Source organism: Elusimicrobiota bacterium, assembly GCA_041658405.1.
Taxonomy (GTDB): Bacteria; Elusimicrobiota; UBA5214; order JBBAAG01; family JBBAAG01; genus JBBAAG01.
In genome coordinates this window covers 29,972-46,104 of record JBBAAG010000001.1, presented here as the reverse complement: position 1 = coordinate 46,104, position 16,133 = coordinate 29,972, and the positions used below count along the sequence as shown (strand labels likewise).

At 42.7% G+C, this 16,133-nt stretch carries 14 protein-coding genes; all 14 read right to left on the bottom strand.

All coding sequences use genetic code 11. From position 1 onward, the window contains the following. Positions 1–23: 23 nt before the first annotated feature. A complete protein-coding gene (locus WC955_00170) occupies positions 24–1,730 on the bottom strand; it encodes an NAD+ synthase (GenBank protein MFA5857459.1) in 1,707 nt (568 codons plus the stop codon). After that, positions 1,720–2,220: a sigma-70 family RNA polymerase sigma factor gene (locus WC955_00165; GenBank protein MFA5857458.1), complete on the bottom strand. Its 501-nt coding sequence runs from the start codon at positions 2,218–2,220 to the stop codon at positions 1,720–1,722. The genes WC955_00170 and WC955_00165 overlap by 11 nt, the downstream gene beginning before the upstream one ends. 167 nt (positions 2,221–2,387) lie before the next feature. After that, positions 2,388–3,170, bottom strand: a complete 783-nt coding sequence (locus WC955_00160; GenBank protein MFA5857457.1) for a GAF and ANTAR domain-containing protein — start codon at positions 3,168–3,170, stop codon at positions 2,388–2,390. Positions 3,171–3,189: 19 nt separating this feature from the next. Then, positions 3,190–3,984, bottom strand: a complete 795-nt coding sequence (locus tag WC955_00155; GenBank protein ID MFA5857456.1) for a hypothetical protein — start codon at positions 3,982–3,984, stop codon at positions 3,190–3,192. A gap of 2 nt (positions 3,985–3,986) precedes the next feature. Beyond that, positions 3,987–5,486, bottom strand: a complete 1,500-nt coding sequence (locus tag WC955_00150) for a glutamate synthase-related protein (GenBank protein MFA5857455.1) — start codon at positions 5,484–5,486, stop codon at positions 3,987–3,989. A 27-nt stretch (positions 5,487–5,513) separates the two neighbouring features. Continuing rightward, positions 5,514–6,629, bottom strand: a complete 1,116-nt coding sequence (locus WC955_00145) for a glutamine amidotransferase family protein (protein MFA5857454.1) — start codon at positions 6,627–6,629, stop codon at positions 5,514–5,516. Then, positions 6,626–7,909 (bottom strand): FAD-dependent oxidoreductase, encoded by a 1,284-nt coding sequence (locus WC955_00140; protein ID MFA5857453.1) that lies wholly within the window; start codon positions 7,907–7,909, stop codon positions 6,626–6,628. Before WC955_00140 ends, WC955_00145 begins: the two co-directional genes overlap by 4 nt. A gap of 17 nt (positions 7,910–7,926) precedes the next feature. Continuing rightward, the gene (locus tag WC955_00135) at positions 7,927–8,406 is read right to left on the bottom strand and encodes a 4Fe-4S dicluster domain-containing protein (protein MFA5857452.1); all 480 of its coding nucleotides are present in this window, start codon (positions 8,404–8,406) and stop codon (positions 7,927–7,929) included. Between the two features lie 22 nt (positions 8,407–8,428). After that, the gene (locus WC955_00130) at positions 8,429–9,784 is read right to left on the bottom strand and encodes a glutamine synthetase family protein (GenBank protein ID MFA5857451.1); all 1,356 of its coding nucleotides are present in this window, start codon (positions 9,782–9,784) and stop codon (positions 8,429–8,431) included. Positions 9,785–10,041: 257 nt separating this feature from the next. After that, the gene (locus WC955_00125; protein ID MFA5857450.1) at positions 10,042–10,290 is read right to left on the bottom strand and encodes a zinc ribbon domain-containing protein; all 249 of its coding nucleotides are present in this window, start codon (positions 10,288–10,290) and stop codon (positions 10,042–10,044) included. A gap of 83 nt (positions 10,291–10,373) precedes the next feature. After that, positions 10,374–11,159 carry a radical SAM protein gene (locus tag WC955_00120; protein ID MFA5857449.1) on the bottom strand — a complete coding sequence of 262 codons (786 nt, stop codon included), beginning with the start codon at positions 11,157–11,159 and terminating at the stop codon, positions 10,374–10,376. An 85-nt stretch (positions 11,160–11,244) separates the two neighbouring features. After that, on the bottom strand, positions 11,245–12,825 hold the full coding sequence (locus WC955_00115) for an SUMF1/EgtB/PvdO family nonheme iron enzyme (GenBank protein MFA5857448.1): 1,581 nt from the start codon (positions 12,823–12,825) through the stop codon (positions 11,245–11,247). Position 12,826: 1 nt separating this feature from the next. Continuing rightward, positions 12,827–13,207: a hypothetical protein gene (locus WC955_00110; GenBank protein MFA5857447.1), complete on the bottom strand. Its 381-nt coding sequence runs from the start codon at positions 13,205–13,207 to the stop codon at positions 12,827–12,829. Between the two features lie 128 nt (positions 13,208–13,335). Then, on the bottom strand, positions 13,336–16,122 hold the full coding sequence (locus tag WC955_00105) for a glycoside hydrolase domain-containing protein (GenBank protein ID MFA5857446.1): 2,787 nt from the start codon (positions 16,120–16,122) through the stop codon (positions 13,336–13,338). Positions 16,123–16,133: the final 11 nt, after the last annotated feature.

Genomic DNA, 16,133 nt, shown 5'->3' with positions numbered 1-16,133 from the left:
CAAGTAAAAACCCGGCTGTTTTGTTAACCCCTAAACTTATTTGTGATCGGCATTCTTCTCTCTTTCCCGAATGCTTTTGTGGTAACTTTAATACCAGGAGCCGCCTGTTTTCTCTTGTACTCACTTTTGTTAACCATACTAATTACACGGGCAACTACATCTGCGGGGTAACCCTTCAACAATATTTCTTCTAAACTTCTATTATGCTCAACATATCCTTCTAAAATATCATCAAGGACTTCATATGGAGGAAGCACATCACTATCTTTCTGGTTAAACCTTAATTCCGCAGTTGGTTCTTTAACAAAAACATTTTCAGGGATTACACTGCCGATAGTATTCCTGTATTCTGCCAGTTTATAAACAAGCGTCTTTGGGACATCCTTGATAACCGCAAGCCCACCTGCCATATCGCCGTATAGTGTTGCATAACCGGTACTTACTTCAGATTTATTGCCAGTGCTGAGAACCAGCCATCCAAATTTATTGGAAAACGCCATCAATACATTTGCCCTTATACGCGCCTGCAGATTTTCTTCCGCAACATTTCTTTTATTTCCTCCAAAATACGGTTCAAGCAGCATAAGGTACAGATGATAAATTGGTTCAATTGAAAAATTTAACAGTTTTATCCCAAGCTTCTCTGTGAGGCTGCAGACATCGGTCTTTGATTCAACCGATGAATATCTCGTTGGCATAAATATTCCCGTGACATTATCCTTACCTAACGCATCAACGGCTAAAGCAGCGACAATTGATGAATCAATACCTCCGCTTAAGCCCAGCACTGTTTTCTTAAAACCGTTTTTTGTAACATAATCTTTTAATCCAAGCACAAGCGCACTGTATACTTCTTCCAGTATTTCCAACTTCTTAGTTTTCCTCTCCGGAATAACTGGTTTATTAGTAACAACTTCTTTTTTAATCGGGATTACAGGTAATCCCGTATTCTTCGTAGTCACAAAAGGCATCTTCTCAATACCTGTTTCCAGGTCGGTTATCATAAGGTCTTCCTTAAACGCTTCTGCTTTACACATAATTTTTCCGTATGGGTTTATTACCATACTCTGTCCGTCGAATACAATTTCATCCTGGCCGCCAACAAGATTAACGTATGCGATATACACCCCATTCTTTTGTGCTTGGCTGCAGAGAATATCCTCCCTTGATTTTAGCTTGCCCATATTATAAGGAGAAGCGTTCAGGCTGAGAATACACCGTGCACCGTTCAATACCTGTGTTTTAGTCGGGCCGTCTTCATGCCAGATATCTTCGCAGATATTTACTCCAAATATATTCCCATGCATTTCAAACAACAACGGGTTGTTACCGGCTTGAAAATACCGTTTTTCATCAAATATACCGTAATTTGGAAGCAGCATCTTTTGATAAACACCTTTTATCTCATATTTATGTATGAGAGACACCGCGTTATATATTTTTTTACCCTGAGAATCAACAAACCCAACTAAAACCGCGCAGTCCCCGACATTATTTGTAATTTCTTTCAACTTAGCTATATTTTCTTTTATAAACCCAGGATTAAACAACAGGTCTTCAGGAGGATAGCCGGTAATAGCAAGTTCCGGGAAAATAAGAATGTCTATGTCCTTCTCTCGGGATAACTCTATGAATTCAAGTATTTTTTTAGTATTCCCTTCCAGGTCTCCAACAGTACAGTTAATTTGAGCACAACCTATCCGCACCATCTTTGCTCCCTCAACTTTCAAATTTCTTATAGATATGCTTCTTAATTGTTGATACCCGAACAAATGAAATACCTAATCTTGTCCCAATTTCCCTGAGGTTGTATCCGTCTGAAGCTAAACCTAAAACTTCTTGTTCCCTTTTTGTCAGGCTACCACCAACAACATTTTCAATCATTATTTTTCCAATAACAAATTCGTGGATTGACGGAAAATTATCATAGAATATATTCTCTGGAGAAAGGCGTTCATTACTGACTAACTCGTCTATGCTGACGACACCTGTTTTGTCACCTACAACCCGCAAATAGTTTTTTATATAAAACCAGCAACCTTGAAGTAAATAGCTTTCCGTTTTATCTTCAAATTCACCTTTTTGCCAGATCCTCCATAGATGAAGGCGCATTTCCTGTAATAAATCCTCTTCATCGACAGATATTAAACTGGTATTAACTTTTTTGGCAATCCCTACTAATTTAGGATATACCCTTCCTATAAAAAATTCGAACTCCATCCCCCATCACCTCCTATCATAATTACATCGTTGTGACGGAGAACATCAATGTCCTCAAATGATAAGCCCTCTATACCCCAACCTCAAAGTTGGAACACAGAGGACGTCAAAGTCCGGTTTATATATTTACCTTAACTTACATTTGTCAAAGTTAAGGAGTATAAACCTTATATATTCCTTTTTATTTCATTACTCAATATAATTGCCTCAGCAACATCCTTCATTGTTTTTCGGGAATCCATACTCTTTTTATGGATTGTCTTATGTGCTTCATTTTCATCCATATTAAGTTCTTTCATCAATATTCCTTTAGCGCGTTCAACCAATTTACGTGTTTCTAAAGCTTCCCGGGCAGCAATATTTTCTTCCATTAATTTAGTATTTTCAATAGCCACTGCCGCCTGGTTAGCCACTGACTGGAGAATCTTGATTTCTTCTATGGTGAATACATGTTCATAGCTGGTATAGGTATTTATAACACCGATTTTTCTGTTCTTTATCATCATAGGCACAGCAAGCATTGACCGCAAGCCTTCTTTTTTTGCTATCTCAGGATACATATAATCTTTCTCTTTTGTTACATCCAGAACAGCAATTGGTGTTTCCTCCTGTACAGCTTTTCCGGAAATACTTTCCCCTACCTTAAGATTGGATTTAGTGCAATATTCTTCGCTGAGGCTTTGTGTAGCTTCAATTGCCAATTCCTGCCTCTTTTCATCAAGAAGCATAATTGAACATATCTTAGAACCCATCATTTCTGCTGTGACGGTAACAATTAATTTCAGGATTTCGCTTAGGTACCGTCCGGAAACAACTGTTTTGCTTATTTGAGAAAGCATTTCTATTTCTTTTGTATTCTTGTTTCTAAGAACTTCTATCTCATGTTCCTTTTCTTTCAGGAGCAGTTGTATTTCTTCAATTTCTGTACTATTTTGTTTCTTTTTAGTCATAGCTCTACCTTCTATAATATTAATATGCGTAAATATTCCCGTACGGCCGTAATATTTTGGGATACAACTTAATAAACTTATCTTTCATAATATCTTCCGGTTGATAGTTACCAAAATATGCGCAGTATTTACTAACATATTTGTTAATCACGCGATATTCGTCTTCCGTAGGCTCAGTTACCCCTACTTCTTTCCCTATTTGTTCACTCTCCATATTTCCGCGGATAAATATTTTCCCGCCATGCATACCGGTCCCGACAAACGAACTATGCCGATGGTCTTCCGGCATCTCAAGCGCTAGTAAAACAACTATTCCTCCTGCCATGTACTCACCAAAAAAGTCCTGCATCGCACCGCCGATAACTACTGCCGGTACTTTATCACGGAATTGTTTCATATGAATTGCCACGCGATACCCGACGTTGCCCTTGACATAAATTTCACCTCCGCGCATACCATAACCAAGGATATCACCGGTATTGCCGTGTACCACAATCTCTCCGGCGTTCATGGTATTACCTACAGCATCCTGTGTGTTGCCGAACACTTCAATTTTTGGGCCATTGAGGAACACCCCGAGGTCATTCCCCGGAGTGCCAAAAACTTTTATGTGAAGGTTCGCTACATCGTAAGGATAAAGGTTGGTTCCTATATACCGCTGACCATGAACATTATATATTTCAATATTCTTCGCGCCATTGGCAACTGCTTTCCGAAGTTCCTGGTTCAATACAGTATAGTGTTTCCCCTTAGCATCAAGTTTTACACATTCAACACCTGTATTTATTTGCCTATCAATTGTTAAGGTATTCATATTTAATTTCCAGCTCCTTCCACTTCGAGTATATCGAGCTCCCATTTATGTAGGTCCACCCCGCGTAGGTGCAGGCGATTACCCCGCAAACTTTCAATAGAATTTATACCCATACCTCCCAGCATTTCTTTAATCTCATGCTCCCATGCGCGGAGAAGGTTAACTAGCCTGCGTGACGCGATATCCGGGTTTAACCGTTTTGTGAGATACGGATCTTGTGTGCAGATACCCCAGTTGCAGGTACCGGTATAACATTTTTGGCATAATGCGCATCCCATTGCGATCAGCGCTGCTGTGCCTATATACACAGCATCCGCGCCTAATGCAATTGCTTTAACTACATCGCTGCTGCTCCGTATCCCCCCTGCGATAATGATTGACGCGTGATTACGTATACCTTCTTTCCTCAACCGTGTATCCACCGCCGCTAATGCGAGCTCAACCGGAATCCCGACGTTATCACGGATAACTTTCGGTGCGGCGCCTGTAGAACCGCGGATACCGTCAATTACCACAACATCAGCACCGGCACGTACAATCCCGCTGGCAATCGCAGCAGCGTTGTGCACGGCTGCGATTTTTACAGAAATTGGTTTTGTATAATTCGTCGCTTCTTTTAACGCGCAGATAAGCATTGAAAGGTCTTCAATCGAATAAATATCATGCTGCGGCGCAGGTGAAATCGCATCCGATCCCTGTGGAATCATCCGTGTTTCTGCAACTTTTTGTGTTACTTTTTCCCCGGGTAAATGCCCGCCGATCCCGGGTTTTGCTCCCTGCCCGATTTTTATTTCTACCATTATTCCGGTATTAAGATATTCTACGTCAAGCCCGAACCGTCCTGATGCGCATTGGACAACCGCATTTTTTCCGTATTTCCGTAATTCAGTAGGTAACCCGCCTTCACCGGTATTAAACGTCGTTCCAAACTCCGTTGCTGCACGGGCTAAGGATTCCATAGTGTTAAGGCTTACCGCACCGTAGGACATTGCGGAAAACATTACAGGCATTTCTATTCTAAAATTTGGTGCAAGTTGAGTTATTACTTCCCGATCCTTTATTTCCAGTTGATCCGGCTTCCTCCCGATATAAGTACGTAACTCCATTGGTTCGCGTAAAGGGTCTATGGACGGGTTGGTAACCTGGCTGGCGTTCAGTAACAGTTTATCCCAGTAAACCGGATGCGGCTTATCGCTTCCCATTCCAGTAAGAATCATTCCGCCTGTTTCCGCCTGTTTGATAATATCGGTGATCCGTTCTTTAGACCAGTTATAATTTGTGCGATAACCTAAATCCCGCGGTTTTATCTCCAATGCATTTGTCGGGCAATACGTAACGCATCTTTGACACCCAGCACATTTTGTTTCGTCAGTAAGCACGACATCATGTTCTTTGTCGTACTGATGGCACTCAAACCCGCACTGGCGGACACAAACCTCGCATTTAATACATTTATTTTCGTCACGTTTTACCGTGAAATCTGAGATTATATTACTCTTCATAAATCTAATCACCTCGCTTATACAAAATTACTTATCCAACCTGCTGATTATAGGGCTTCCCCCTACGGGAATCCATACTTTATCAAGTTCCTGTTCAATTAACCGTATCGACGCTTCTTCCGATGATATGTAGACCATATCCCCGTGTGTAGCGGCATACATCGGGCGTAACCGTATACGGTCATTCGTTGCAATCATCTCACCCTGATGCGCTACAATAATTGCAAACGGACCGTTAAGTAACAAACTACCATAGGTTTGACGTAAAGCCGTCCAGTACTTTTTTTCCTTTTCCTCCAAACGTTCAATATGTTCCCATACCGGCGGAGAAAATACGTCCATCACAGTTTCTACGGGTAAACCATGTTTTCTGGCAAGAAGGTCAGTCGCATATGCGATAACTTCTGTATCAGTAAACATTGTGCAGTGATAACCGTACATCTCAAGATACCTGCGGTTAATACCGTAAGAAGATATTTCACCGTTATGCACAACTGTCCAGTCCAGTACGTTAAAAGGATGCGCCCCGCCCCACCACGCCTGTGTGTTGGTTGGAAACCTTGCATGCGCAGTCCATAAGTACCCGCTGTATTCTTTTAACAAAAAAAACTCTGCAAGTTGTTCCGGATATCCTACACCTTTGAATACACCCATATTTTTTCCGCTGGAGACCACAAACGTATCTGCGATCTCAAGGTTGATAGCCATAACTTTTTCAATTACATAATCATCATCGGACTGGTGAGGCGGCTTCTTCGTCCCGGGTTTTACAAAGTACCTCCGGAAAAGAGGTTCTTTAACAATCCCCGGTGTTTTTTGGACTGGAATTTCTTCTGCTTTCACAACGTCAAAGGTTGAGTTTATAAACTGTTCCGCAACTTCACGCCCGGGGAATGTATTCCTTATATTTTCGTACATCACATGCAGCGCGTAACAGTCAGCTTGTTCAGGATATAACCCATATACCGCGAACCCGCCCCCGAGGCCATTACCTCTGTCGTGCATATTGGCGATTGCAGCTATCACACCGGTACCGGAAAACATTTTACCTTTCCGGTTCATCGCGCCGAACAGGCCGCAGGCGTTCACTACTTTACCTTCATTATATGGATTTGTTAATAATTGCAACTGTTCTTGTTTCATTGTTTATTCACCTTCGCTTTCCTCACCTCTTCCGGTAAATATGCTAGCCCGAAATCCGAAAGTACGAGTTTATCCTTTACCGCAGAAAGGTCCATTTTGTCACGCATAAGTCCGAGGATCACGCCGGATGGCTCGATTTCGTTTATTATAATCATACCGGTAACAATCCCGTTTTTTAGGATAAACTTTTTGTATACCTGTTTTTCCGGAACATGATGGGTAATGACTTCATACTCCTGCGGATTGTTTTCCGGTACCCTTATCATCCCTGCAGATACTGTTGCAAGGCCAAAAAAGTCTGCGGCGTTCATACCTGTCGCCCAGGTATACTCTTTATCCCCGCCGGACATATTGATACCGGCAACCTTCCCGCCGTAATACGCATTCGGCCAGATAAGTACCGGGCGGTAACCGTCAATAACAAAGTCATACACTTCTGCTACATCACCTGCAGCATACACATTCTCCACCGAGGTTTTTAAATGTTTATCCACAACAACGCCGCGGTTAGTTTTCAACTCTTTACTCTTTTCAAAGAGTTCCAACCTCGGACGTACGCCTATTGCCAGGATTACAAAATCAGCAGAAAGATTTGTTCCGTCATCAAGTGCAACACCTATAACTTTATTCTTACCTTTAATCTCTTTTATCGTGCGGCCTAGATAGAGATTACATCCTTTATCCACAAAAACTTTTTCTACCATCCTTGCTGACGTTTCGTCCAAAACCGGTGCTAAACAATGTTTTGCAAGTTCTACGATAGTTACCTTCACCCCGGCCTCAATCAATCCTTCTGCAGCTTTCAGGCCGATAAGCCCGCCGCCAAGTATCACAACTCTCCTGTTTTTTCTGCTGGTAATGCCTTTTCTCAACTTTTGCGCATCAGCATATGTTGTAAACGTCATCACCCCGGCTTTATTTGAACCTTTAATCTCGGGAACTATAGGCTTTCCCCCGACAGCGATCAAAAGTTTTTCGTACCCAACACTTTCCTTGTTTGACAATTTTAGTGTACGTGCGGATAAATCTGCGGTAATAACTTTTATTCCAAGCAGGCAATCAACTTTTTTCCCGTGATAAAACGCTTCCCCGCGGAAGCCCATACGTTTTTCTACCGCTTCATCATTAAGGTAGTAGGAAATTAACGGCCGTGAGTACGCCCAACGCGGTTCTTCTGAAATTGAAAGAATACTGCCGTCACGGTCATTTACGCGGATACCTTCAATCGCACCAACTGCCGCAGCGGAGTTACCAATAATTACATACTTATACTTTTCCATAATTAAACAACCCTTTATTATTCTTCTACTATAACCATCGCTTCATTCGGACATTTTTCTACGCAGACCGGTGTCTCGCGGCCTGGACAAAAATCGCATTTTGACGCGATACGTTTAGTACGTTCATCCCGCTGTATTGCTCCGCGGGTACACGCTAAAATACAGGTCCAACACCCGATACATTTATCGGGATCATGCCGGATCGTTCCATCTTTCTCATCGATATACAACGCGCCGGTGATACACGAATACTGGCAGTCAGGCTCATCGCAATGACGGCACTGAACCGCAAACGTCAACGGTTTCTGTACCTGTACTTTAAGCTTTGGCAACGGCCGTTCGTGTTTTTGACGTTTATACGCCTTAAGAATATCTTTTACCGGCGAATGTTCTACGGTACACCACACTTCGCATAGTTTACAACCGATACATACCTCTTCTTTCACTACTATGCGTTTCCGTTTTTTTTGTTGCTCTGTTTTCTCATTTAATTTCATTATATTATTCTCCCAAACGAACCTACAGTATTGGCAAGTACTTCTCAAGTTCGTAATTTGTAACGAACTTACGGTAATTGTCCCACTCAACCTTTTTGTTTTCCACGAATTCAGTGAACACGTGATCACCCAACGTTTCTTTCACCAACTGGCTTTTTTCAGTTAACTGCAGTGCTTCGTATAAACTCCCGGGCAACATCCCGATCTTCCGGCGTTTACGTTCCGCTTCGGGCATATGATACACATTTTCTTCTACAGGTTCAGGAACAACAAGTTTTTCCTCCATTCCCTTAAGCCCCGCGCGTAATAACACGGCAAACGTGAGGTATGGATTGCATGAAGGATCAGGTGAACGTAACTCAATACGTGTCGCATGCTCTTTTCCGGGTTTATACATTGGCACGCGGATAAGGTCGGACCGGTTCCGTTGCGCCCATGAAAGATATACTGGCGCTTCGTATCCCGTTACTAATCGTTTATACGAGTTTACCCATTGGTTAAGAATCGTTGTTGATTCTGGTACGTATTTAAGCAACCCAGCAACAAACTGCTGTGCATCTTTTGACAAGAAATACTGTCCTTTAGGATCAAAAAACGCGTTTTTACTACCCTTGAAGCACGACATATGCGTGTGCATCCCGGACCCGTTCTGTCCAATCAAAGGTTTGGGCATAAATGTTGCGTAAACATCATGTTGATACGCTATTTCCTTTACTACCAGCCGGTAGGTCATAACATTATCTGCCATCCGCAGCGCATCGGTATACCTAAGGTCAATTTCGTGCTGGCTCGGTGCGACTTCGTGATGGCAATACTCAACCTTAATCCCCATTTGTTCAAGCGCAAGAACTGTATCACGGCGTAAATCTATCGCCTCATCCCGCGGGGTAAGGTCAAAATATCCGCCTTTATCCAGAAGTTCGGTTCCGCTTGAATTTTTGAAATAAAAATATTCAAGTTCCGGCCCGACATAGAAATGGTCATACCCAAACTTTTCTTTTGCATACTCGAGGTTGCGTTTAAGTATGTACCGCGGATCGCCTTCAAACGGTGTACGGTCAGGGTTATAGATATCCGCGAACATACGCACCACGCCGTTCTCCGTCGGCCGCCAAGGTATTGTCGATAACGTATCCGGGTCAGGGATCGCAATCATATCACTTTCGTCGATACGGGTAAACCCTTGAATAGACGACCCGTCAAACCCCATACCTTCGGTAAACGCTTTCTCAAGTTCCTCTTTTGTTATAGAAAAACTCTTCAGGAACCCGAGAATATCGGTAAACCAAAGTTTTATAAACTTAATATCGTTGTCATAACACGCTTTTACAACGGCTTCAGCCTTTTTCCCATTGATCTCTTTTTTTATTTTCTTCATTTTGTGCCACACAACCTTTCTTTTACTGCTACTTTCCACAAATACCAATAAACGAAACATTAATACGTTATCATCATGATTTTGTTTGCGGCACCGCAAGAATTCTGTCATTATGGGAGATACAACAATGTGTCTATACTGTCTTACCTGACATGGTAAGTTTTTGTTTAAACAATACAATACTTCTAATTATTTAGATGATACAACCCGCTAAAAGATTTGTCAATAAAAAAATATTTATTTTTTTTGTCTATACTTTACCGTTTCATCGGGCACTGCCCGGTCATCGCGCAGGAAGGGATATCACCCCCGCCGGTACCGCAACACCCGCCGGAATGTACGTGCCCGCTGCTCCCCGAACTTTTTACGGATGATACGGACATAAGTTTATTAAGTTTCGTACTTTTACACTTTTTACATTCAAGCGTATCAGTTGCATCGCCCATACCAACAAGATATTCTGCTTCACACCCGCAGTCCGCGCATTTGTACTCATAAATCGGCATATTACGTAATTCTCCTTTTAACCCTATACTTTCATAATTAGATGATAACAAACTCCACACGATTCGTATATAAAAAAACAATATTACTTCAATCGTTTACCCCTGCGGAACAATGCGGATTTTGTATCCACAGGCTTAACCCTGGGTTTGATCTTATCATACGCAGAAATTGCACGGGTGCCAAACATTTTTTTTAGGTTTAATAAAACCTTTTTAGGTAACGGCATTGCTCCGCTGGGGCGCAACGGCGTATTAACCTGTACTTCATCCGCGTGAAACGTTTTTACGAGGTTTACCATTATTTTTGCTTCCCCAACATTTTCGGGGACAAACATAAGCTGTACCGCGAGTTTACCGCGGTATATTTTCCTGAATATTTGTATACCACGGATAATACCGGTGAACGTAACACCTTTTGCCGGGTGGTTAATGTGTTTAAATACAGTCTCCGTTCCCGCGTCAAACTTAAGCACCACAACGTCTGCCGGGAGTAACGCTTTCCGCACATCCGCGCGCATAATGGTTGTTGAGTTAGTCAATACCGCAACTTGTTTATCAGTATTATGTTTTAACCATTTAATTAGAGGCCCGATATTCTTCGCGAGGGTAGGTTCGCCGGTACCCGAGAATGTATAGTACTCAAAATCTTTCGCAGGGAAACTTTTGAGTTCCGCAATCACCGCTGTAGTCGGGACAAATACTTGACGGGTAAGCGTTACATTCTCGTTTCTCCCTAACTGACAGTAGGTACAGTCAAAACTGCACTGTTTTGTTTTCCGTGAGATAAGATCAATCCCTACCGACCTTCCCAGCCGCCACGAGGAGACCGGACCGTATAAATATTTGAACTGTTGTTTGTTTTTCATCATAAATACATTTTATCAAATAGAAGATAGTATTTGTACATTTGTTATCCGGCATAAAAAATGCGCCGGGTGTAACAGAACAAAAAGGTTATTTCACGCAACGGAAGCCTATCGTTGTTTCTCTAATTTTATAATCCGCACAACTCCGAACATCTGCCTTGCATGCAGCAGAAGTTGACGCATACGAACCGCCGCGGAGAATTTTATTGGTACCGGACGCAGGACCTGTGGGATTGATATACACCCAGGGATATGATGCCCCAAACCAATCACTGCACCATTCTGAAACATTTCCCGCTAAGTCATAACATCCGTACAAACTTTGCCCTGACTCGTAAATTCCCACCGGCGCAGTTTTACTATATCCGTCCTGCTTCCCACTATTGTCGTACCAATTGCAGTAATTAACATACCACGTATCACCCCAAGGATAGGCGCGTAAATCCGTTCCACGTGCGGCTTTCTCCCATTCTGCTTCTGTTGGCAACCGTTTCCCCGCCCATCTTGCATACGCATCGGCTTCATACCAACTCACGCCTACCACCGGCAACCTCGGTCCATTCACTGCGGTATAACCATAGGTTGTATCCGTCCAATAACTTGGTTGTGTTAGGTTATTCTTCCATGCCCATCCGTCAGTTGACCAGTATGTTGAATTACTATACCCACCGGTATCTATGAATTGCTTATATTGCTCATTTGTTACTTCGTATTTATCTATGAAAAACGAGGAAAGATATACTGGTTGAATTGAATAAATACTGTTCGGGTCAGCGTTAAGCAACCTCACAGCGTCTGCCAGGACGTATCCATTTGCATTATTAGTCTGAACGATTGTCGTTGTCCCTTTGTTGAACTGATATGTGCCAAATTTCATCCAAGAACCATTATTTGCCTGTTGATTAGCAAGGTAAGTAAACGTCCCCGATGCATGGGTAATAATATACGGCGCATTAGACGCACGGTTTGTCCCGGCAGCCCACCAACCATAAACATTATAATTACCGGTAACCGGGACAACGATGTTCCAAACAACATTCAGTGTCCCACCAGAAATGCCAGAAGCTCGGTGATACCCCCTACCATAATAACTTCCTGATGGATAGAAAGTGCGTTCATCCTCAAATCCATTATTTACACATGCCGCGTCAATGCTATCAACTATTATCTCGCCAATGTTTATTCTGACGTTAAAATTTCCCGCAGGTACCATCACCATTCCGTCCGGTATAGTCGCGGGTGTCACACTTTCTTCGGAGGTAGGTATAGAATCATGATCTCCGTTGTACGAACGCACACGGTAATAGTATTGAGTACCTTCCGTCAATCCAGTGTCGTCGTATTTAGCAACATTCGCCCCGACGGTTCCTACCTGAGCATAAGTACCGTTAACACCTTCCTTACGTTCAATGATAAATCCGTATTCGTTATTGGAATTATCTTTCCACATTAACCGTATTTGAGACGCCGACAACACTATTACCTGAAGATTTGTGGGTGACGATAATGTACGATAAAACTGTTGTTGGTCGGATAAGGTATTTACATTTTCCCGAGCAGCCGACGGCAAGCCGATATGTAATCCCGAGGGATAGACATATGAGAATACTGTTGATACTATTAAAACAGAAAAAATACTATTTCTAAATATTTGATTCAACCTTTTCATATTAATAATACCACCCTAACCCAAGGTTTATTATCCACTCAGTGTTGTACGCAATATTTTGTGGATGAACACTATCCCGCACATTGATATAACTCGGCCCGATGTCGAATATCAAGGTAAGGTTTCTATTAAGAAAATATTCGAATCCCGCAAAACAGGAGACTGCTGTACCATCACCGGAAGTGTTTTCAGTATTGAATAACAACCCGTCCGCACCGAGGCCGGAATATAATACAAGGTTCATCCCCGGGGTGAAGTTATAATACACGCGCCCGCCGAGAGAGAATATGTTGGACTCAAACGCACTGCGCAGTTCCCCTGCCCAATGCGATGCCATACCATATTTTACCGAGCAGTACGGATAACCAATACCAATACCCACCCGGCCTTTAACATTTTCCGCAAAGGAGGGTGAGCCAAAAAAGAGCGTTATTACAAATACGTTTGTAATAAACTTTATTAAGTTATGAATTTGTCTTTCAAAATACATTTACGTTTAGCCAATAAAAACTATTTTTGTTTTAGTTTAAGAATTGCCTCTGCAACTTTAGCGCGGACGGAGTACAACACCGCAGAGTCAAACGTATACTTTATTGTTGACTCCACAAGTTCATCCGGTACAGCGAGTAAAGCTTCAACTTCCGCCTGTTCTTCTGTTGATAGCTTCACTTTGTTTTTGTCATACAACTTACGGAGTAAGTACCAGTACTCGTAATCCTCAAGCCCGTCTTTAATATTCTCAAACCTAATAGTTGTCATCGGCCCGTTGGGGCCAGCATAAATAATACTTCCGTCACCGTTTGTAGTATTCCACGACCTCGGGTCCCAGTCAGTATACGGCCCGAAGGCAATCGGTTTCTTATTAGCTGCCCATTTTATGGTGGAATAATAAAGATAACCATCAGCTTTATACTTTACTGTCTTAACGCCGAGCAATAACCGCGCTTCAATCGCAGTGTTTTCAATTAACCAGTTGGCATACGGATACCTCGGGGTGATACAGTTATACCACCACACCTGTTTACCCTTAGGCCTTATTTTTTCCGCTACTGCCATATCATACCTCGGGGTAAGCGGGCACCAGATGTCGATACAACTGCCAAGCTCAGTTTCCGTACCAAAACTATTATCCCTTGCGGTAGTCATTGTCTGTATCTCCGGAGCGATAGATTTTATATAACCAAACGCATCAGCGATTGCGGGAAACGCTTCATACTCATACTCATCAAATCCGTAGATATACGCTTTATCCAACAACTTATTTTCCCGTAGGAATGGCATATAACTGTCAATCATAACCTTATACCGTTCCTTTTGTTCGGGTGATAATTTTAATTCCGGATTCTCCACTAACTGCTGTTTTGTAAACGGTGCCATATGGAAGAGGTTAAACTTATTCAACCCATACTTAACGTCATGCAGAATAGTTTCCCTCGGGGGTAATCCTCTGCGGTATAACTGGTCAGGGTTAACTCTGTGGCTAAGCATAAACTCGCGGTACTTATACTCAAGTTCGCGGTTAAACTGTGTACCGTATAGATTGCGTAAAACGTTCTCACTGAACGTAAACGCTGTGGGTAACGTCGCGTATTGCGGTAACGCAAAATCCCAGACAGTAACCACAAAAGGTAACTCAATCTTCGGGCATCCATCTGCTGTAACTGTCACCACCCCGCGGTGTTCCCCTACCGGTGTGGAGGTAGAAGTTTTTACTTCCACCCAAAATGCCAGTGTCTCACCTGGCTGCGCATCCGCGCTGGTTTGGAAGTCAATTATAGGATCAGGCCACCAGCCGATGTAGTCGACGCGGTATATCTCAGGATCCTGTGTCTTAACGTACCCCATCAACGCAACGGATACACTTTCTCCCGGCAAGGTTGGGAGTGACGGTTTTACGGTAACATTCCTCAACGGTTTCTCAAACGTCATGACTGCCACCTGCACAGCTTCAGTTTCATTTTTTGCAAGGCTTAACTCCACAATATTTTTGTATTTCAACGGTGATGGTTTATCAACGATAAAGATTTTGTCCATACTCGACGCAGTAGCCAGGCCAAACACTGCGTCAGGATGAGCTTTTAAAGTATCAATACTGACCATAATTTGTTGTTCCAGCAAATTTATGCGGTTAATGAAGGCTAACAGTTTCTTACTTTTATCAACCCCCGGCTCCTGGCTTTGCGCTAAAACTTTCTCCGCGGATTGCAGTTCAGCCTTTATCCCGGAAATCAGTGAAGCAACAGGTTTGTACATATCTGCAGTATCGCTATAAACAGATTCTATTTTCTTAGCTTTCTCAACTGCGAAACTGTATTTACTAAGCAGTTGAGTAATCCCGTATTTTGTGCGGTAAACCGTATCCCCGTCCGAGGTTTGAAGTTCAAGATAAATATCAGTAACCGCAAAATCATCAATTTTGTATCCCACCACGGCTGAGTCTTGTTTATCCACACACTTCTTTGTTGAGACAAGTTTATTATCGTTATTATACTGTGTTACCAGGCAACACATCCCGGGGTTAAGCTGAGCAGTAAGAGTATTATTCCCGTAGAAAGGATCGTTAATTTTTGTTACGCCATACCCCTGCGGGAATTCATCTAATGCAGCAAACCGTGCGAGCCCGAACATTGCCTGGTTATGAAAAGTCGGCCCAGTACGTGCCCATGTACTGGTTTCCTGCTGAGGACGTTCATTCCGGCAAAAGTTTAGTTTCCACTGCGTACCAGGTTTTGGTGCGGATGACGCGCCTATTGTTTCATACGGTATGGACATCTCAACAGTCCATGAGGACGGATTGATTTTTGTGGAGATAACCGCGGTTGAGTTCCACTTATACCCGGTCTCACCTCCACCGCTGCGTGTATCATAAACCGTGCCTATGGGATTGACTATTATATGTATATACTCCGCCGGTTTTGTTGTGGTGGAGATAAAGATTTCAATAGAATCATCACGCCAGACTTTTGAATCCCTGCGGGTACTGCCCTTAACGATTTCCCCGGGTAAGTCTTCGTAGCACGTATAGAATACATGAAGAGCAGTATCTGAATACATTATATTTACTATAGTTTGCTGTGTTACCCAATCATTTATCGTTGGAAATACAAACCCCGTGATTTTTGCGGCTACCCGCCATTCCACGGGATCAAATATCCCGTCGATAATCGGTGCTGCTGCGGCCTTCGGGATTGTGATAACGTTTTCACCCCCCGCAGGTATTCCTGCGTATATGGGTATCACAAAAAATGATAATAACAACACCGTGAACATAATAAACACCGCGCATTTTGTTTTCATACAATAACTCC

Coding starts and splice junctions, on each gene's coding strand:
- WC955_00165 (MFA5857458.1), bottom strand. CDS start 2,220: ATGGAGTTCGAATTTTTTATAGGAAGGGTATATCCTAAATTAGTAGGG.
- WC955_00160 (MFA5857457.1), bottom strand. CDS start 3,170: ATGACTAAAAAGAAACAAAATAGTACAGAAATTGAAGAAATACAACTG.
- WC955_00155 (MFA5857456.1), bottom strand. CDS start 3,984: ATGAATACCTTAACAATTGATAGGCAAATAAATACAGGTGTTGAATGT.
- WC955_00150 (MFA5857455.1), bottom strand. CDS start 5,486: ATGAAGAGTAATATAATCTCAGATTTCACGGTAAAACGTGACGAAAAT.
- WC955_00145 (MFA5857454.1), bottom strand. CDS start 6,629: ATGAAACAAGAACAGTTGCAATTATTAACAAATCCATATAATGAAGGT.
- WC955_00140 (MFA5857453.1), bottom strand. CDS start 7,909: ATGGAAAAGTATAAGTATGTAATTATTGGTAACTCCGCTGCGGCAGTT.
- WC955_00135 (MFA5857452.1), bottom strand. CDS start 8,406: ATGAAATTAAATGAGAAAACAGAGCAACAAAAAAAACGGAAACGCATA.
- WC955_00130 (MFA5857451.1), bottom strand. CDS start 9,784: ATGAAGAAAATAAAAAAAGAGATCAATGGGAAAAAGGCTGAAGCCGTT.
- WC955_00125 (MFA5857450.1), bottom strand. CDS start 10,290: ATGCCGATTTATGAGTACAAATGCGCGGACTGCGGGTGTGAAGCAGAA.
- WC955_00120 (MFA5857449.1), bottom strand. CDS start 11,159: ATGATGAAAAACAAACAACAGTTCAAATATTTATACGGTCCGGTCTCC.
- WC955_00115 (MFA5857448.1), bottom strand. CDS start 12,825: ATGAAAAGGTTGAATCAAATATTTAGAAATAGTATTTTTTCTGTTTTA.
- WC955_00105 (MFA5857446.1), bottom strand. CDS start 16,122: ATGAAAACAAAATGCGCGGTGTTTATTATGTTCACGGTGTTGTTATTA.